The 18,521-nt window shown below is 39.5% G+C and carries 19 protein-coding genes; 11 read left to right on the plus strand and 8 right to left on the minus strand.

The genetic code is table 11. The features are described 5' to 3' along the window. Positions 1 to 146 precede the first annotated feature (146 nt). The gene (locus OCV27_RS18375) at positions 147 to 725 is read left to right on the plus strand and encodes a class I SAM-dependent DNA methyltransferase (protein WP_125322687.1); all 579 of its coding nucleotides are present in this window, start codon (positions 147 to 149) and stop codon (positions 723 to 725) included. A gap of 52 nt (positions 726 to 777) precedes the next feature. On the opposite strand, the gene OCV27_RS18380 is transcribed toward OCV27_RS18375, so the two are convergent. Beyond that, positions 778 to 2,778 (minus strand): acetoacetate--CoA ligase, encoded by a 2,001-nt coding sequence (locus OCV27_RS18380; RefSeq protein WP_125322682.1) that lies wholly within the window; start codon positions 2,776 to 2,778, stop codon positions 778 to 780. 228 nt (positions 2,779 to 3,006) lie between these two features. Between OCV27_RS18380 and phhA the strand changes: the two genes are divergently transcribed. After that, positions 3,007 to 3,798: a phenylalanine 4-monooxygenase gene (phhA, locus tag OCV27_RS18385; protein ID WP_125322683.1), complete on the plus strand. Its 792-nt coding sequence runs from the start codon at positions 3,007 to 3,009 to the stop codon at positions 3,796 to 3,798. Next, positions 3,791 to 4,120 carry a 4a-hydroxytetrahydrobiopterin dehydratase gene (locus tag OCV27_RS18390; RefSeq protein WP_125322684.1) on the plus strand — a complete coding sequence of 110 codons (330 nt, stop codon included), beginning with the start codon at positions 3,791 to 3,793 and terminating at the stop codon, positions 4,118 to 4,120. Before phhA ends, OCV27_RS18390 begins: the two co-directional genes overlap by 8 nt. A gap of 91 nt (positions 4,121 to 4,211) precedes the next feature. On the opposite strand, the gene OCV27_RS18395 is transcribed toward OCV27_RS18390, so the two are convergent. The 3 genes from OCV27_RS18395 to OCV27_RS18405 all read right to left on the minus strand — a co-directional run bounded on the left by OCV27_RS18395 (position 4,212) and on the right by OCV27_RS18405 (position 7,443). Next, entirely contained in the window at positions 4,212 to 5,375 is a 1,164-nt protein-coding gene (locus OCV27_RS18395) for a hypothetical protein (RefSeq protein ID WP_125322685.1), read from the minus strand. 174 nt (positions 5,376 to 5,549) lie between these two features. Beyond that, entirely contained in the window at positions 5,550 to 6,728 is a 1,179-nt protein-coding gene (locus OCV27_RS18400; protein ID WP_337969431.1) for a hypothetical protein, read from the minus strand. A gap of 205 nt (positions 6,729 to 6,933) precedes the next feature. Then, on the minus strand, positions 6,934 to 7,443 hold the full coding sequence (locus tag OCV27_RS18405; protein ID WP_337969432.1) for a hypothetical protein: 510 nt from the start codon (positions 7,441 to 7,443) through the stop codon (positions 6,934 to 6,936). Positions 7,444 to 7,540: 97 nt separating this feature from the next. Between OCV27_RS18405 and OCV27_RS18410 the strand changes: the two genes are divergently transcribed. The 4 genes from OCV27_RS18410 to secF all read left to right on the plus strand — a co-directional run bounded on the left by OCV27_RS18410 (position 7,541) and on the right by secF (position 11,749). After that, positions 7,541 to 8,209 (plus strand): flagellar basal body-associated FliL family protein, encoded by a 669-nt coding sequence (locus OCV27_RS18410; RefSeq protein ID WP_253820511.1) that lies wholly within the window; start codon positions 7,541 to 7,543, stop codon positions 8,207 to 8,209. Between the two features lie 147 nt (positions 8,210 to 8,356). Then, positions 8,357 to 8,824, plus strand: a complete 468-nt coding sequence (locus OCV27_RS18415) for a hypothetical protein (protein WP_337969433.1) — start codon at positions 8,357 to 8,359, stop codon at positions 8,822 to 8,824. Between the two features lie 181 nt (positions 8,825 to 9,005). Then, positions 9,006 to 10,844 carry a protein translocase subunit SecD gene (gene secD, locus OCV27_RS18420; protein WP_337969434.1) on the plus strand — a complete coding sequence of 613 codons (1,839 nt, stop codon included), beginning with the start codon at positions 9,006 to 9,008 and terminating at the stop codon, positions 10,842 to 10,844. A 2-nt stretch (positions 10,845 to 10,846) separates the two neighbouring features. Next, complete coding sequence (gene secF, locus OCV27_RS18425) at positions 10,847 to 11,749, plus strand: protein translocase subunit SecF (RefSeq protein ID WP_337969435.1); 903 nt, start codon at positions 10,847 to 10,849, stop codon at positions 11,747 to 11,749. A 44-nt stretch (positions 11,750 to 11,793) separates the two neighbouring features. On the opposite strand, the gene OCV27_RS18430 is transcribed toward secF, so the two are convergent. Beyond that, entirely contained in the window at positions 11,794 to 12,531 is a 738-nt protein-coding gene (locus OCV27_RS18430; protein ID WP_171361230.1) for a dienelactone hydrolase family protein, read from the minus strand. A gap of 230 nt (positions 12,532 to 12,761) precedes the next feature. Here OCV27_RS18430 and OCV27_RS18435 point away from each other — a divergent pair, with 230 nt between their 5' ends. Continuing rightward, positions 12,762 to 13,247, plus strand: a complete 486-nt coding sequence (locus OCV27_RS18435; protein ID WP_337969436.1) for a hypothetical protein — start codon at positions 12,762 to 12,764, stop codon at positions 13,245 to 13,247. A 96-nt stretch (positions 13,248 to 13,343) separates the two neighbouring features. Here the strand turns inward: OCV27_RS18435 and elbB are convergent, their stop codons facing one another. Then, positions 13,344 to 13,994, minus strand: coding sequence for an isoprenoid biosynthesis glyoxalase ElbB (gene elbB / locus OCV27_RS18440; RefSeq protein WP_337969437.1), 651 nt, complete (start codon positions 13,992 to 13,994; stop codon positions 13,344 to 13,346). Between the two features lie 229 nt (positions 13,995 to 14,223). On the opposite strand from elbB, the gene yjjG reads away from it, so the two are divergent. Both yjjG and OCV27_RS18450 read left to right on the plus strand, forming a co-directional pair. Next, entirely contained in the window at positions 14,224 to 14,901 is a 678-nt protein-coding gene (yjjG, locus tag OCV27_RS18445; protein ID WP_125323010.1) for a pyrimidine 5'-nucleotidase, read from the plus strand. 70 nt (positions 14,902 to 14,971) lie between these two features. Beyond that, positions 14,972 to 15,193, plus strand: coding sequence for a cold shock domain-containing protein (locus OCV27_RS18450; RefSeq protein WP_185759833.1), 222 nt, complete (start codon positions 14,972 to 14,974; stop codon positions 15,191 to 15,193). Here OCV27_RS18450 and OCV27_RS18455 read toward each other — a convergent pair. Continuing rightward, the gene (locus OCV27_RS18455; protein WP_125323012.1) at positions 15,190 to 15,876 is read right to left on the minus strand and encodes a helix-turn-helix transcriptional regulator; all 687 of its coding nucleotides are present in this window, start codon (positions 15,874 to 15,876) and stop codon (positions 15,190 to 15,192) included. The genes OCV27_RS18450 and OCV27_RS18455 overlap by 4 nt on opposite strands. A 340-nt stretch (positions 15,877 to 16,216) precedes the next feature. On the opposite strand from OCV27_RS18455, the gene OCV27_RS18460 reads away from it, so the two are divergent. After that, positions 16,217 to 16,807: a DUF1294 domain-containing protein gene (locus OCV27_RS18460; RefSeq protein WP_245986839.1), complete on the plus strand. Its 591-nt coding sequence runs from the start codon at positions 16,217 to 16,219 to the stop codon at positions 16,805 to 16,807. Positions 16,808 to 16,912: 105 nt separating this feature from the next. Here OCV27_RS18460 and OCV27_RS18465 read toward each other — a convergent pair whose 3' ends face one another. Next, positions 16,913 to 18,283: an L-serine ammonia-lyase gene (locus tag OCV27_RS18465; RefSeq protein WP_125323013.1), complete on the minus strand. Its 1,371-nt coding sequence runs from the start codon at positions 18,281 to 18,283 to the stop codon at positions 16,913 to 16,915. Positions 18,284 to 18,521: the final 238 nt, after the last annotated feature.

The following is an 18,521-nucleotide window of genomic DNA, read 5'->3' on the forward strand; positions in this document are numbered from 1 at the left end:
GTCGCCACTTCATCGGTGTTTATACGAATGTATGTTATAAGAATACACAAATCTTGTCTGTTTTCTGAAGCTAAAAGCTATGAATTTAATGTAGTTTTGGTAATCTTGGTCGGTGCCAAATTGAATGATGTAACAGGGAGATCATGATGACTACTAGCTGGGACGATTACGCGGCAGAGTGGGAAAGTGAGCCCACTGCACTATTATACGCAGATAAAGCCTTTGAATCACTTCAAGAAATTGTTGATATTCAAAGTATGAGAGTACTTGATTTAGGCTGTGGAACTGGATTATTAAGTCAAAAAATGTCCCCTCTTGTAAAAGATATTGTTGGGTTAGACAGTTCAGAAGCGATGATTGAGCAACTTGATAATAAGCAACTAAACAATGTTGAGCCTGTTGTCGATTGTCTTACTCGAGGCTTAGTGGCGATGCATCCTGCATTTCGTCATCAATTTGACTTAGTAGTCGCATCATCCGTATGTAGTTTTTTGCCAAATTACTCGGATGTGGCCGATATTGTCTACAGCCTATTGAATAAGGGAAATTACTTTATCCATTGGGATTGGTTTTCTGAACATGATCAAGAGGGTGGTATGACCCCCAGACATGTCTTACAAGTATTGAGCAGCGTTGGCTTTGAAGAAGTAGAAGTTACAACACCGTTCGGTTTTGAAACGCCAAGAGGTAAATTAATGGTATTAATGGCTATTGCGAGAAAGTAATGTGGCTGAGTAATTTTTTAAGCCCGAACAATTTGCTCGGGCTTGGTAGATATTAACACGTTGTTTGGATGGTATACTGAGCAATTTCATCCAATACATGAGGGTTAGCGATGGCACCCTTATTTTTTACTTCTTTTCCGTGCAATATTTGTTTTACTGCTAACTCAACCAATTTTCCGGATTTTGTTTTTGGGATATCGCTAATAGCATAAATTTCGGCAGGTACATGCCTTGGTGAGCACTTGGTTTTCAGTTGTAATTTGATGGTTGAGATAAGATCATCGTTGAAATTAGCGTTATCAATTAACTGGACAAATAAGACAACTTTTTCATCACCTTCAACAGCTCGACCAACAGCAATAGAATCTTTGATCTCTGGCAATTGATTTACTTGCTGATATATTTCTGCAGTTCCTATTCTAACTCCGCCAGGATTAAGGGTTGCATCACTTCTACCGTAGAATATGAGTCCATCGTTTATTGTCTTTTCAACGTCATCCCCGTGATGCCAAGCATTTGGGTACTTGTTCCAATATGCTTTATGGTAACGTTCTCCATTATCTTTCCAAAAGCCTAGTGGTTGGTTTGGAAAACTGTTCAGACAAACCAATTCACCACGTTGGTTGACGATAGTTTGTCCTTGTTCGTTAAATACTTGCACATTTAGGCCCAGAGCTGGAGCCTGACATTCTCCACGAAAAACAGGAGATATTGGATTACCAATGACAAAACATCCGCAAATATCTGTACCGCCAGAAATGGAAGCTAAATGTAGGTCTGTTTTGATCTGGTTGTAAACAAAATCAAATTGTTTCGGGTAAAGCACGGAGCCAGTAGAGCATAGGGTTTTCAGGTGTTTCAATTCAAAGTGTTGGCTAGGGTAGTACTGTGCTTTTTCTAATGCTTCGAGGTATTTTGCTGATGTACCAAATAGTGTAACTTGTGCTTCCTTGGCAAATTCCCAAAGAACAGTTTCCGATGGATGTACTGGGCTGCCATCAAATATGACCAATGTTGCTCCACTGGCTAATGCTGATACATGCCAATTCCACATCATCCAGCCACATGTAGTGTAATAAAAGACCCTATCGCATGGCTGTACATCACAGTGTAGCTGATGCTCTTTAACGTGATTAAGTATGATCCCCCCAACTGAGTGAACAATACATTTTGGTTTACCTGTTGTACCAGATGAATAGAGAATGAATAAAGGCTCATTAAACCCAACACGTTGAAATTCGACGTTGCGTGGAATGAAGCTGGAAACGATAGATTCCCAATCGTTCATTTTTTCACTAGAGAAAACAATCGGTTTTTCACCTTCTAAGTAGCTGATGCAACATACATGTTGGATACTAGTAATGCTATCTATAATCTGGTTATTTTTATCTTCCATGTGAAAGATTTTTCCGTTGAAGCGATAGCCGTTACAGCAAAACAACACTTTGGGTTGGACTTGGCCAAAACGTTCATTAACACTGTCAACGCCGAAATCTGGGGATGTAGAGGTCCAGATCGCTCCCAAACTGGTTGTTGCAAGCATAGCTACAATCGTTTCAGGAATATGAGGTAAGTAACCAGCTACGATATCACCAGTTCCCACTCCGCACTGTTTTAACCACTGCTGCATGAGTGATACTTGGTCACAGAGCTGTTGCCAAGTGAGTGAATAGCCGTAGCCATGCTCATTCTTGAAGAAAATTGCTTTCGCTTCAGGTTCTTGAAATGCATAAGAGAGCAAGTTTTCAGCATAATTTACCTGAGCTTGAGGAAACCATATGGTGTCACGGCTTGGGAGAAAATTCCCCCAGTGAGCGACACCTTCACCATAAATACAATCACCCTTAAAGCCGATCACATCGCAAAACTGCCATAGGTTGGACCAAAAGTGTTTAGCATTTTCTACTGACCACTGGTGTAAGTCAGTGTAGTTTTCGATCGCTTCACCCTGCATATTAATGTGCTTGATGAACTGGTGTAGGTTTGAGGCCGCTATGCGTTGGCTGCTGGGCATCCATACAGGATCTAGGGCGGCTATATTATGAGTAGACATGACTTCCTCGTCTCAGATAGTTTCCTTTTAAACATGGCTAAGTTTTGTGGTAAAAACCAACAATGTCAAACAAATCATAGATGATCATATCTCTGAAAAATAAGAAGAAAATACAACCATGTAAAGAAAATGTTACATTGCATGTGAGAGGGGATATGATCAAGTCAATTGTCACCGATTTAGTCAGACGATAGGCTTTATGTAAAGGATTTGTTAAAGAGCATTGCAATGAGCGAGTATGTTTCTAAACCTATTAATAAACAAGGATTTGTTGACTGGAGTAGTGAAGAAGACCAGATTTGGCATGATTTGGTATCGCGCCAGTTAGAGCTCGTCAATGAGCGTGCATGTAAGGAATATCTTCGAGGTTTAGAATTACTAGATTTACCAGTCGATAGGGTCCCCCAGTTACCTGAGATTAATAAAATTTTGCAAAGAGAGACTGGCTGGAAAGTTGAACCAGTACCTGCACTGATTAACTTTGATCGTTTTTTTGCTTTACTCGCAGATAAAAAGTTTCCTGTAGCGACTTTCTTGCGTTCACGAGAAGAGTTTGACTACTTACAGGAGCCTGATTTCTTCCACGAAATTTTTGGCCATTGTGCTATGTTGACTAACCCTGAATTTGCTCGCTTTACTGAAACGTACGGTAAGTTGGGCAGAGACGCAGACAGTAAAGAGCGTGTATATCTTGCAAGGCTTTACTGGTTCACTATCGAGTTTGGGTTGGTAAGAGAAGCGCAAGATTATAAGATCTATGGAGGGGGAATTTTATCCTCACCAGGAGAAACGTTATACGCTTTAGATGGAGAGCAGCCTGTTAGAGAAGAATTTGATATTCATACGGTGCTCCGTACTCCTTATCGTATTGATATCATGCAGCCAGCGTATTTTATCTTGAATGATATTGAACAGCTATACCAACTCAGCCAAGAGGATTTAATGTCTCATGTTCGTAAGGCTATGAAGGTTGGATTACTTCCCCCATTATTTAAATCAAAGGAAAAAACACATGCTTAATGAACTACGTTGTGAAGCGTGCAGCCCAGAATCTATAGCATTGACGAAGGAAGAGCAGCGGCTGCTGCTTACCGAATTGGATAACTGGCAAATAATAGTACGCGATGATATTCCGCAGTTGGAGAAAGTGTATAAGTTCAAAAACTTTCAATTAGCATGGGACTTTTCTAATAATATCGCCCAACTTGCAGAAGACGAATTCCATCACCCATCTATCCTATTGGAGTGGGGCAAGGTAACCGTAACATGGTGGAGTCATGCGATTAAAGGATTGCACCGTAATGATTTCATATGTGCTTCCAAGTGTGACAATCAAAGTTAATTATTAGTGGCCTGAAGCGATTAACTCCCCCTTCGCTTCAGGCTTTTTTACGTCGATAAAATTTATCGAGATGATATAGCGCCACTGACGTTTATATGTTTCGAGCAATCGACATTTGCTCATCACGACAAATCTGTAGCCAGTACTTGAGTGTCTGTTGCAGCATTTTCACTTGGTCGCCGATTCGGTTGATTTCTTTAAGTTCTTCGTCAGTTAGGGGACGAGCAGGTAGATTCTCAGATAACTCGGTGAAATAATCTACCGTCATTCCATCACTAGACCAGAAGTTCATGCCGTAACCGACACCGGTGTCTTCATTGGGGTCATAGTGATAATTCCATTTATCAAGATCTTGGTTAATGTATTCAATTGTACTTTTACCGTACTTATCTTGTATAAAGTCATCAACTTCTGACAGGCTACCTGTAAGTAGTAGGTTATACTCTTCTGTAGTCAGCTCGATAGATTCATCGCCTAGAACACTTGAGAGGATAGCCATACGCATTACTGGAGAAATTTCTCCAGTACCGTTATTCCAGTCATTGTTCCAATCGACTGCGTTACCCCAGTTATCTTCAAATTGTTTTACTAGAGCTTCTGGGCAGCCAGACTCATTTTTCATCGATTGAGTAATTGTATGTGCTAAGCTACCTTCAGGTGCCTGAGCATAAATAGTATTAAACAATTTAGCAACGTCACGGACAAACTCGTTTTGGTCATAGTTTTCGTGAGAACCATGCATCCCTGAGCCACCACATTCCATAAAACGTTGAAGGGTATTTTGCTCTGCAGGTGTTAAGTTATAGTCATCTGGATGAATTAGTACATCCATGAGTACAAGTTGAAAGGCATCTTCTAACGCATAGCCTGTCAATGGAGATGTTTTGGATATATCTTCCCACATTACTTCCATTGCATCTTCAAAAGCTCCCAAACCTTTGGTTTGTTGCTCTATTGCCTCAAGTTGAGCACTATAAACCTCAATACTCGCCGCAAGCGCCAACGCAATAGCATCTTCTGGATTACCACTGACCATGGACTGTACAACTTGCTTTTGGTGGTTAGCTACCATAGCAAGTATTTCTGAATCTGCGGGTTGCTTGTCGATTAGTGCAATGGCAGGGTCAATTTTTTCAAGGTCTTTTTCAGCTTTTCCAATTGATGCAAGATAAGCTTCAAGGTTTTGAGAATCAACCTGTGGGCTCTTTTGCTCAATGCCGCCCAGAAGCGCATTAGTGATATTGTTGGTTATCATTCCAAAATTCCTGAAGTAGTAGGGTAGAGTAAAAGTATGGTGGTGATTATAAAGAGGTAGTTAATCTATCGGTACGGATTTAACCTGAGTTTTTATGAATATGCGTTTTCAGGTATAACAGATAAGAACGCCTGAAATACTGAGTTCAGACGCCCTATTAAATGATGGTAAATATTAGATATTGCGAGCAATGGCCATTTGTTCATCACGACAAATCTGTAGCCAGTATTTGAGCGTTTGTTGCAGCATTTTCACCTGATCACCGATGCGGTTTACTTCTTTTAACTCTTCATCAGTAAGCTCTCTTGGAGGGAAATTAGTATATAGTGAAACAAGAACATCATAGTCAATACCATTTCCTATGTAGTCGACTCCTTGACCTAAGCCTGTATCAGGATCTGTTCTTACTTGCCATTCTGAATTTGGAGAGTTGACTAAAAGATCTATGCCAGTATTTTCGCCTGTTTTATCTTTAACCAATTTGTCGACGTCTGCTTTACTCCCAGTGAGAACAACTTCGACTTCTTCCTGACTTAACGGTACTTGTGACATTAATTCGGAAATGATGGATAAACGCAGCATAGGGCTGTAATTATCAGCAGTATCAATACCACCGTGATTGCTATGAAAGCTAGCCTCGATATCATCAGCGATATTCGAGATGCCTTCGTCCTCAAAAATTTTAATAATTTGACCCGCGAGTGAATCTTCAGGGAGGCTATTACCAGCTTCAGCAATTAATGCATTAAGAAAACCCTCTATGCTGTCTGCAATCTCAGAAGCAGATTGCCAACCTGATTGGCCAGGGTGAGTGCTGTGATTACCACTTCCCACGACTTCCAGTATATGGCTTGTCCAATCTTTAGTTTGAGACTCATTCATCCAATCGGATAGTCCGTATTCTTCTGCATTAATCATCAGATCTAGAACTAATACTTGAAGTAAATTTTCATAGTCTTCGGTACTTAATGGCTGGGTAGATACAATATCTTCAAACATTAGCTGGAGCATCGCTTCAAACGTACCTTCACCACCTTCAGTCCATCTTTGAATTTCTTCTAGTTGTTTGCTGTATACCTCAATACTCGCTGCAAGCGCCAACGCAATAGCATCCTCAGGATTACCGCTCACCATTGACAATACAACTTGTTTTTGGTGATTAGCGACCATAGCAAGTACTTCTGAGTCTGCGGGTTGCTTGTCGATTAGTGCAATGGCAGGGTCAATTTTTTCAAGGTCTTTTTCAGCTTTTCCAATTGATGCAAGATAAGCTTCAAGGTTTTGAGAATCAACCCGTGGGGTCTTTTGCTCAATGCCGTCCAGAAGCGCATTAGTAATGTTGTTGGTTATCATTCCAAATTCCAAGTTTTAAAGAAATACTCTGAGGATAATTAGAGTGATTATAAAGTGTTCGAATGGATGTAACGATGGATTTAATCTGACTTATTGTGATTTCACAAAAAATAGCTACAAAGGATGGTTTACTCAGGGTTTTTCTTATCAATGAAGAATGAATATTTTAAATAGTATCTTGATATATATAGTTAATATTTATTTTTCAAAGCTTTACTTTTCTAAGTGTATCAACTTCTTTTTCATAAATGCGAATTAGCAATTTATATTTATTAAGCAAATTTTTAGTATCAGTAAGTATGCTTTGATTGAGCTGCATGTATCGTTGACTAGAGGTGCTATTGATTACTAGACCTGATTGATTACAGTGATCATGTATACTAGCCCAATTGGCATAAGCTATTCTTACAAGGTCGGACTGCTCGTTAATACGTTTTTTTTCATTATTAAGCTTGGCAATAGTGTGTTTTGACACTTTAAGTTGTTGTTTAAATCTTTGTTGGTAAGAGGAATCTCCTGATAATAAAGAGTTGAGTTCATCTTTAGTAAACTGTTTATGCAGAAATGTTTTTTGTTGATGTGAGTTTAAGAAGCTATTGAAATCAATTGCTTTTGTATTGTACCAAGATTCAATCTCTTGTTGAAAACTGAGTGCTTTGTTCCATGTCTCCTCACCACAATGCCCTGCGATACTCTTCATTGGTAAAGTTAACACTAATGTTGCCGCTATAGTCAGGTATAGCCCGTGAAATGTCATATTAGCTATAGTATTGGTTAAATATGATTTAAGTATAGAAAGATGCTGACCTAATATGAAAAAGATATTAATGTTTGTAATGCTGCTGCTTGGCCTAGCTTGTGCTGGTGGTGGTTATTACATTTTCTACTTCAAGCCACAGCAAGATGCAGCAGAGGCTGCTGAAAGGGAGAGAAATAAAAAGCCTACCGATCCTTTGCTTGGAAAGCAGAAAGAGCATCGGCATCCCAAACCTGAGGTAACAGACTATTATGTCAGCCCTCCCAAATTGGGTGTTAGAGAAGCACCTAGATATGATGCTTTTGTTGAGAGTGAAGTTTATCGTGGAGAAAAATTACATATCCTAGAGAAAAAAAATGGTTGGGGACGTATTTCTCGCTACTACGTTTATGAAGAGGGTGGTGAAGAGATTGCCGAATGGGTCCCTATGGAAGCGCTGTTGGAGATTTCACCAACTATTACAAAAGAAGAGAGAGTTGAAACGGTTAGCAGTTACGTAGAAAAATCAGATGACTTTAAACAGCATTTTGAAATGTTTGTAAAAATTACCGATCAATTACTTAAGGAAAAGACCTGTACACCAGAAGACTTTGAGGAAACACATGGCTGGATACGTTCACTAACCTTTAAATATCGTGATGTATATTTTATCTACTGTGGGGGTATTAAACAGGCAAATAAGATTTATTTAGATGTTCGAACAGGAGAAATATTTTATCGATAACTCAGGTGTTTTACTGATTGTTTTATTTCTCGATAAATGGTCAAATAGTTGTTACTAAGCGTCAAAGTATATGCTTGTAGAATTTTTATTTGTTAATAATGTCACTAGGTAGTATGATCCTAGCGATTTGTTTTATTGGTGTTGTGAATGGTTCAGCGTTTTATTACATCGCTTTGTTGGATTGCATTGGTTGCATTGGCACTGCCATCGCAGGCTTTCTCTTGTCTGACAAAAGATTCAACTGATGCGAGTTCACGCCTAATTCATAATGATTTACCCAATTATAATTCTCAATCTCTGATTCAAGCCTTACTTGCTAAGTCGACAAAAATAGAGATATCTCAACGTCCAGTGTCGAAGTCAAATGTTGACTCTGATACGTTAGCCATTATTCAGAATAATCGTTTGAGTTCGGTTATCCGTGACTATGTCGAAGGTGTAGTTCATTTTGAAGGCTATACGACGGATAAAATAAAGACCTTCGCTGTTAACAGCATTCAGTCTGACAAAAAAGATAGCGAGTGGTTCGGTGCAGATTTCAATTCTCAATACCGTATTTCTGGTTGGAAAGAGTCAAACGCATTATATGTAGCTCTCAACGGCCACTTTTCTTAATCATTTCATTTATTTCCGCAAATAGGTTCTCGCGTTAGTGTGTCATTAAACATATAAAGTTCATGACATTGCCATATGGTGACATTTTTATCATTATATAATGCGCGTTATTCATACAGATTTACAATTACATTTAGCTGAAGCTCGCCTTTGGTTAGGTAAAACTATTTAAGATATCAATATGAAGAATAATCACCCAAAGAAAAAACAAGCTAGAGTGATAAATCGATACGCAGGATGGAAATATGCTGTGCTGATTATAACGGTTATTATCCTTGCTTTGAGTGCGATACCAACTTGGTATGGTGAGCAACCATCGATTAATGTATCAACGTCACATGGAAATAAACTTATAGACAATCCGGTTGAGTTGAATCGATTTCTTGAGCAGAACAATATCCATGCTAAAGAAGTTCGTAAGGAACAAGGCTCAACAACAGTAGTATTCGACAGTGAAACAGACCAAACGCATGCTAGAAAAATTCTAAACACTCTATTGGGTAAGAAAGACTCTATTAGTTTCTCATATGTATCTGTTGCACCTAAATGGTTAAGTGATATGGGATTTAACCCTATAAAGTTGGGTCTTGATTTGCGAGGTGGCGTTCAATTCTTGCTTAACGTGGATGTTGATAAAGCATTTGAGGAGCAGCGCAACACTATTGTTGATGAAATTCGAGATATGTTGCGTCAAGAGCATTTGCGTGGAGTTAAATTGGCTCAAGTGGGTGTGGATGGGTTTGATCTTAAGAGTAACTCTAGTGAAGCATTGACTAAATCTGCAAACTATATACGTCAGAATTACCCAGGTTGGGAAATTAAGCGTCATTCTGGTTATTTAGCCGTGAAACCAACTGTGCAGAATAAGTCAGAGTTTCAAGCTGTGACTATAAAACAAAATTTAAAAATTATGCGTGACCGCATCGAAGAACTTGGCATCACTGAGGCTTTAGTTCAGAGGCAAGGTGAGCATAGTATTCGTATTGAACTACCAGGAGTTCAGGACCCATCTCAGGCTAAGAATGTGATTGGTGCAACGGCATCATTAGCATTTCATGAGGCTAAATCTCCTTCTGAAGCAGCCTCTTACGACAATATTGTTTTGAAGGACAATAATGGACGTGACGTTTTATTGTCAAAACGTCCAGTTCTTACTGGAGAACATATTGTTAATGCTCGAGCGGGTATGGATAAAATGGGATTTTCTGAAGTTAATATCTCGCTTGATCATTCCGGCGGTAAGGTTATGAGCGATTTTTCTGGGAAGCACATAGGTAAGTCTATGGCAACCGTATACCGTGAGTATACGACTAATGCAAGCGGCGAGACTGAACGGAGCGAAAAAGTGATTAGTGTCGCTACTATTCAATCTCAGTTAGGAAGTCAGTTTAGAATTACAGGGGCAGGTTCATTAGACGAAGCGCAAAACCTGGCTTTGCTGCTGCGAGCAGGATCATTGACGGCACCTGTTACCATAGTTGAAGAACGTACAATCGGTGCGTCACTAGGTGCAGAAAATATTGAGAATGGCTTTGCAGCTTTGGCACTAGGAATGGCGATGACATTAACTTTCATGGCTTTATGGTATCGTCGCCTTGGTTGGGTAGCCAATGTTGCACTGATGATAAATATGGTAAGTCTACTTGGTCTTATTGCGTTACTTCCAGGGGCTGTCCTCACCTTACCCGGTATAGCAGGACTTGTCTTGACTGTGGGAATGGCTGTTGATACAAACGTACTGATATTCGAACGAATCAAAGACAAGTTGGCAGAAGGTCGTACATTCTCTCAGTCTATTGACCAAGGTTTTGGTAGCGCGTTAAGCACAATTCTTGATGCCAATATTACCACTATGATCACCGCTGTAATCCTGTACTCAATTGGTAATGGACCTATTCAGGGCTTTGCTTTGACTCTGGGCTTAGGGCTTCTAACTAGTATGTTCAGTGGTATTTTCGCTTCACGTGCGATCATTAATTTGGTTTGGGGTCGCGACGGCCGCCGGGATGTAAGGGTGTAATTATGGTTCAATATCTAACAAACAATATTCGTCGAATTCGTTATATCACGGGTTTTGTATCAATTGCTTTAATGGTGTTCTCGCTTGTGGCATTTGCGACTAAAGGCCTTAACATGGGGTTAGATTTTACTGGCGGTATGGTAACAGAAGTACAAGTAGACAAAAACCTGACTAATAATGAGTTGCTTGATGCCTTGAAGCCAAGTTTGGGAGAATTTACTGCAGTTACACATTCTGATCAGGAAGGTCGCTGGATTATTCGATACCCAGTCCCAGAAGATAGCAGTAAGGTATCAGATGTTACTTCGATACTTGCTAGCGTGTCAGACAAAGTCGATGTAATTAGTAATAGCATGGTTGGTTCACAAGTTGGCCAAGATCTAGTAGAGCAAGGAGGACTGGCTCTACTGATTTCAATGATGTGTATTTTGGGTTATTTGTGTTTTCGTTTTGAATGGAGATTAGCAAGTGGTTCCTTACTGGCTCTTATTCATGATGTAGTTTTAGTTCTGGGTTTTTTTGCTTTAACTCAGATGGAATTCAACTTAACTGTATTTGCGGCTATTTTGGCCATACTAGGATATTCACTTAACGATTCGATTATTATTGCCGATCGCATTCGTGAGCTGTTGGTCGCAAAACAGTCCATTCCAATTGATGAGATAAATGATCAGGCTGTAATAGCGACTTTCTCTCGTACTATGGTGACATCTGGGACCACTCTACTCACAGTTACTGCTTTGTGGATTATGGGAGGGAATGCACTTGAAGGTTTTTCTATCGCTATGTTTATTGGCATTCTTTCTGGTACTTGGTCTTCAATTTCTATCGGAACGGTCTTACCGGAATGGTTGAAACTTGAGTCAAAACATTACCTCCCCGTAGAAGTCGATTCTGCGCCTTAATAACTGAGTATGCCCCATGGAAAAGTCATGGGGCATATCTGTTGTTACTGAGTGGTAGATGTGAGAAATTCTGTAAAACGTTGCCATGATTTTTTGTCAGCTTCTTCTCTGTAACGCTTACTACCAAACACGGTAAAAGCATGTGGTGCGCCACTGTATGTGATCATTTCATGGTCAATTTTTTGAGTTTCTAGTTCATTCGCTAATGTTGCAAATTGATCCATGGTAATGGCGTTGTCAGCGGTACCATGCAACACTAATATTGGGCCAGAAGCATCCTTATACGACTGACCTTCAGGTGTTTTTAAACCCCCATGGAAGGTGACAAAACCCTTAGCATTTATTCCTGAACGTGCAGCTTCCAGAGTTGCAGCACCCCCAAAGCAATACCCCATCACTACTAGATTATTTGTTTTAGCACCAAGAGATACGGCATAATTCAAGCTTCCTTGTATCAGTGACCTTAGTTTTTCCCTATCTTTATAAAGTTCGCCGGTATGTTGTTTTTTATCTTTTACCTTTGTTGGCCGAATTCCTTTGCCAAATAAATCAGCAGCAAAGACGTTATAGCCTAGATTGTTGAGCATTTTAGCCCGTTTTATTTCATACTCGGTCAAGCCGTCCCAGTCATGTATGAGTAAAATTAATGGTGCTTCATCTTTCACTTTTGCCCAATAACCTTCGTAATCGCTACCATTTACATTGTAAATTATGTTTTCACCAGCCGTAGTAAAGCTGGTTGCCAAGAAGAGAGCTGCTAACACTGACAAACGTTTTTTCATAACTACCTCCATTTAGTTAATGAATTGTAGCTGTAAAGGTATAATGAGGGAATATCCACAATGCGGTACACAATGGAGTAGGCGTAATATCGTATTAACTCAAACCTTTATTTGTAGTGACATGCTATCGATGGCGAGATTAACCCTATATTAACTTAAGTGTCGTTGACATAGTTAATACGAGTGGTAGCCTTAACGGCCCATTTAAACAACAGCTCATGGAGTGATTAATGTTGGTCCGTAATTTTTGCACATTCTTATTATTGTTAAGTACTTTTTCAAGCTTTGCTGCACGAAATGACGATGAGGTGGACCTTAGTAATATTGAAAAGAGTCTTCAAGGTATTAAAGAATCACAGCAACAATCCCAAGATAGTATGCATTATGTGAGGACTATGAATGGCTCACAATATGTCCCAGAGCCTAAAAGTAGTCGCGACAAGCCTGCCTACAGCTATTTCAGTTTAGAGTCGTACGATATATACAGTAGCCAAGGTGGTAAACGCATGGTCCAGGCCACTATCACAAACCACTCTGGTGGAGGTGTTGCTCTTAAACCAAATCAAATAAAAGCTTATTATGGCAATGGATACTATGTTTCTCCTTCACGTATAGAGCAAGATGGTCATTTTTCACAGGATGAGACTCAGTCAGTGACACTTTATTTTGGCGAAACGAAAAAATCTATTTTAGGGCTCTTAACACGTTCATATTGAGCTTGTGTCCGTCAACTTTTTCATTAGGTGACGGACTTCATTGGAGCAAAAAGTTTTCTACCGATTGGGGTGTTGTTAGTTAACTTAGGTATGGACTTACGCCAGTCTAACTAACTTTTCGACTAATTTATCTATTCCACTTGCTGCTTGTGATATGTTGGAGGCCAACATATAGGCTGGTGTGGATAGAACGTTATGTTCCTCGTCGAAAACAATATCGCTGACAGGGCAGTTTATATGTTCACCTCCTAAAGCATTAAAAGCTGCTGCTGTACCTTCATCATTACCTATTGTTGCTTTGACTCCATTATCGTAAATCAAAGGAATAATAGTTGGAGCAATGCATAAGTATCCCGCAGGTTTTTTGGCTTGGGCGAAGTCACGACATGCAGATTTAACATGGGTATTAATACTGCATTCAGCACCGTTTACTGCAAAATCAGTCAAGTTTTTTGCTGCACCAAAACCACCAGGAACGAGTAGGGCGTCAAAGTCTTCAGCTTTCAAATTAGCTACGTCTTCAATGTTGCCGCGAGCAATTCGAGCTGCTTCAGTCAGAACATTGCGTGTTTCTGACATCTCTTCACCAGTAACATGATTTATAACGTGTAACTGTTCGATATTTGGAGCAAAACAATGCCAACTGGCTCCCTGTTTTTCTAGTGAGTGTAAAGCCAACACTGACTCATGAATTTCTGCACCATCGTAAACGCCTGAACCACTAAGAATTACTGCAACTTTTTTCATTATTATCTCCTATTATCTTTGCTTGGCATAAATAAAAACTAGATTACATCATTTAAGTTAAATAGGAATTACCTGGGAGTTTATTTTTTAATTTTTATTATAATTTTAATTCATATAAAGGTGTATGACTGTATGAGGTGACTATATGTACGCAATTTATGCCTTATTATTTAGATTAACATCTATATGAAAACAATATAGAATGTGGCTTGATTTTGAGGAGAGTAAAATGAAGTACGACTGGATCCTATTTGATGCTGATGAAACTTTGTTCCATTTTGATGCTTTTAAGGGAATGCAACTAATGTTTTCACGTAAAGGTGTGGAATTTACGCAAGATAATTACAGTCAATATCAAGAAATCAACAAACCACTTTGGGTAGAGTATCAAAACGGGACAATAGACGCGCACGAACTAAAACATTCTCGATTTTCACAGTGGGCTGAAAAGCTTGGTACTACGACTATAGAACTTAATAATGCTTTCTTAACTGCTATGGCCGACATTTGTACCTTACTCCCTGGTGCAAAGGAACTTGCAAGCGCATTAGTAGCTGATAAAACAAAGCTTGGAATCATCACTAATGGATTCACAGAATTACAATCTATACGCTTGGAACGTACAGGAATGAGTGAATTTTTTGAACAGGTAATCATATCAGAGCAAGTTGGAGCTGCTAAGCCAGATAAAAAAATCTTCAACCATGCATTGAAAAAAATGAACTACCCAAGTAAAAACAAGATATTAATGGTCGGAGACACACTTCAATCTGACATCTTAGGCGGTATCAATTTTGGTATTGAAACTTGCTGGTTGAATCATCACAATGCAAAAGAACAACAGGGAATTAAACCTACATATACTGTTGGCTCATTATCAGAGTTGAAAAACATCCTGCTCGTTTAACATATTTTTGATCTTACGTCTATAATTTTGAGTATAAGTGTTGAAATTAACTTTTCTAGGATGTAGCACTGTGTTAGGCGTAATTATTAAGTGGGATGAAAAACATAGGTATGGCTTGATATCGACGAGAAACTTGCCGACACAAAAAGTCTTCTTTCATGTAAGAGATATGAGTACTGAAGAGGGGCCACCTTATGTATCAGAACAAGTTGAATTTGATGTTCTACGGGACATGAATGGTTGCAAAATGGCCACGAATATCAACCCTGTAATTATCAAATTTAAAGATTAAGTACTAGGAGCACATAGATTGATATAGTGCTCCAAGTTTTTGCTTTCTGTTGTTTCGTATGTTTCATCCAAAACAAAACAATTTTCAATTCTATCCAGCCTAAATTGACGATACTCCCCACGTAAATCACACCATGCGACGAGAGTCCATGAATTTCCCCAGAATACTAGCCCCAAAGGTTGTACTGTACGCTGAGACTTGCTTTTATTTTGAGAGATATAATGCAGCTTTATTTTGAAATTATCATCAATAGCGTGTCGTATAGTTTTTCCCAAATGGGAAGACCTTTTTTCAGTATGCACGTCGGGTACACATATAGGAAAGTCTTCAATCTGTTGTTTTAGCTTATCAGTTAGAACAGATCGAATTTTAGTCGAAGCAGTTAGAGCAGATTTAGCGAGTTCATTGTCGGACAAGCTTCGAACCATTCTCATACCAAGTTCTAGTGCTATCATTTCATGCTTAGTGAACATCAATGGAGGTAAATGAGAACCTGATTGAAGCACGTAGCCAGTCCCTGATTCTCCTAAGATAGGTATTCCAGTCTTTACTAATGATTTAATATCACGATATATAGTACGTTCGCTGACGTTAAGTATGCAGGCCAATTCGCTTGCTGTTACGGCATATCGTTTTGAGCGTAATAAAGTTATTAATTCAAGTAGTCTCTCAGATTTGGTCATCGCAACGCTCACTATGCCAAGTTGTATATGGTCACAAAATTGGTAATTGTTAGTAGGAAAGTTAATTTACTGAATATGGTAATTTACCTTAAATACTTGCTTTCAAGATAGCTGTAAATTATAGGGATTCAACTTTTTAGTATGTTATCAAGTAATAGCGTCAGAATGTGTCAGTGGAAAAATTAATTACTATTCTTGTTTATGCCTATAACTGTGACGTTGGTCAGACGATAGAACATGATATGCAACTAGAATTATATCGAAGGTGTTATTTACAATGTATGAACTAGCGAATGGCCGTTAATTTGGTTTTAAATAAATATCAAGGGTGATGATTAAGATGCGTGGGACGATAAGTGAGTGGTATGACAATGAAGGATACGGTTATATTGCGGTTGAGAATCAACAAGCACGAGTCAAATTTCATCTTAATGATTTGCAGACTTTTGGCAGAATTCCTCGAGTGAGCGAGCGTGTCCAATTTAAGTTAAGAGAAGATACACGAGAGGGGCTCAAAGCAGTACAAATTGAAAAACAAATGGTGTTTAAGTTCACGTTCGCTATTGCAATTTGGTTCTCTACAACACTGATAGCGAGTATGTTTCTTCTAAGCTATCCTCCACTATTATTTTTTACGTATGTTGCACTTAGCGCAATTGCTTACCTAGTCTATGCACTTGATAAGCATGCACTTCGTTCAGGGACATGGCGTGTGCCTTCAATTTTTTTGTTTGCTCTTAATCTGTTTGGAGGGTGGCCTGGCGCACTACTCGCACAGTCGTTTTTAAATTATCGACATATAGGCCTAATATTTAACAGTTTTTTTTGGGCGACATTACTGGCCAACTTCGGCGCTTTTTGTTGGACTTTAACAAGCGAAGGTGCAACTGAAATGATGAAGCTGCTGATGTTGTTTTCTGTAAATTTGTAACATCTAATTTACGCTGACATTGTGCTAGTATAGTTGTCCCCCAAAGACCATACTTTATCAGTAAGGCCTTTTGGCTATAGTGAAATTTTGGGAGTTTTACATTGCCTATTCACAAGGCGGAGAGATATGAATCACGGCTAATCCACCCAGTGATGTTTCACGATATTTCTTATTCATATCTTTGCCTGTTTGATACATGGTGGCAATGACTTTATCTAATGATATCAAGCATTTGCTTGTTCTTTTTAATGCCATTCTAGATGCATTGATAGCCTTCATTGCACCCATCGCATTGCGTTCTATACAAGGGACTTGTACTAGTCCGCCAATAGGATCACAGGTCATCCCCAGTGAATGTTCCATTGCAATTTCTGCAGCAATACATATCTGTTCATTGCTTCCTCCACGTAACGCGGTGAGACCTGCTGCTGCCATTGAAGACGAAACGCCTATTTCTCCTTGGCAACCGACTTCAGCACCGGAAATGGAAGCATTGGTTTTGTACAAAATACCGATTGCGCCAGCAACTGCCAAGAAGTCCTTGATCTGCTTGACGTCAAGAGACTTCACAAAACGGTGATAATACATTAATACCGCGGGTATTACCCCAGCAGCTCCGTTGGTAGGAGAGGTCACAACTTGTCCCCCTGCTGCATTCTCTTCACTGACTGCAAAAGCGAACAGATTGATCCAGTCCATCACTTCCATTGGATCATTCTCAACCGCTTCGTTTGCCTCAAGCTTTTTAAGTAGGTTAGGTGCTCTTCGGGTTACTTCAAGACCGCCTTCGAGTATACCTTCTGTTTCAAAACCCCTTTGCATGCACAAAGACATCACTTTCCAGATTTGCTCAGCTTTACGATCTATCTCTTTGATATCGAAAAAACAGACTTCGTTTTGGAGCACCATACTCCCCAAACTTAGTCCACTTTTCTCTGCCATCTCAAGCATTTCATCGGCCGAAGTGAAAGGGAAGGGTACTTCTACAGGGGTATCAGAGCTGCCATTTTCGAGTTCATCGGCAGTGACAACAAAACCACCACCAATCGAATAATAGGTCTCCATTCCTAGCTGTGTGTCTGATGAGTCGTAGGCGGTCACAGTCATACCGTTCTCATGCAGTGGCAGGTTGGTGGTATGAAAAATAAGATCTCTTTGGTAGTCGAAGCTAATGTTCTGTTTGTTCGCTAAAAGTAACTGCCCTTGATCAAAAGTCTGTTGCAGGGCTTGTTTCGCACTCTTCATTTTAATTGTGTCTGGCTTGTCGCCCATTAAGCCAAGTATTATTGCACGATCAGTGTGGTGCCCTTTACCGGTAAGAGATAATGAGCCGTATAGATCTATTTGAACTCTATGCACTTTGGAAATTGAGTCACTAAGAAGACGAGTAAAGTGATAGCCCGCTAACATCGGCCCGTTGGTATGGGAGCTTGATGGCCCAACACCGATTTTAAAAATATCAAAAATCGACAGCATAAACTTACTTCCTGTTTAAATGGTCTGCTATCCAGACTCTCATTAAATATAGTTAACAATTTGATAACCTAGTCGACACTATCGATAAACAGGGTGTTTGTACAGGAATTATGAAAAGAGTAGCCAATATTTGAGAAGCGAAAAAGGCAAGGGTACCTTAGGTACCCCCGTTTTAAACTTATTTCTGCTTTAAAGCTAGACGTGATTTTACTGATCCCAAAGCAATTAGGCAGTAGAA

This window comes from Vibrio pectenicida, from assembly GCA_024347015.1.
Taxonomy (GTDB): Bacteria; Pseudomonadota; Gammaproteobacteria; order Enterobacterales; family Vibrionaceae; genus Vibrio; species Vibrio pectenicida.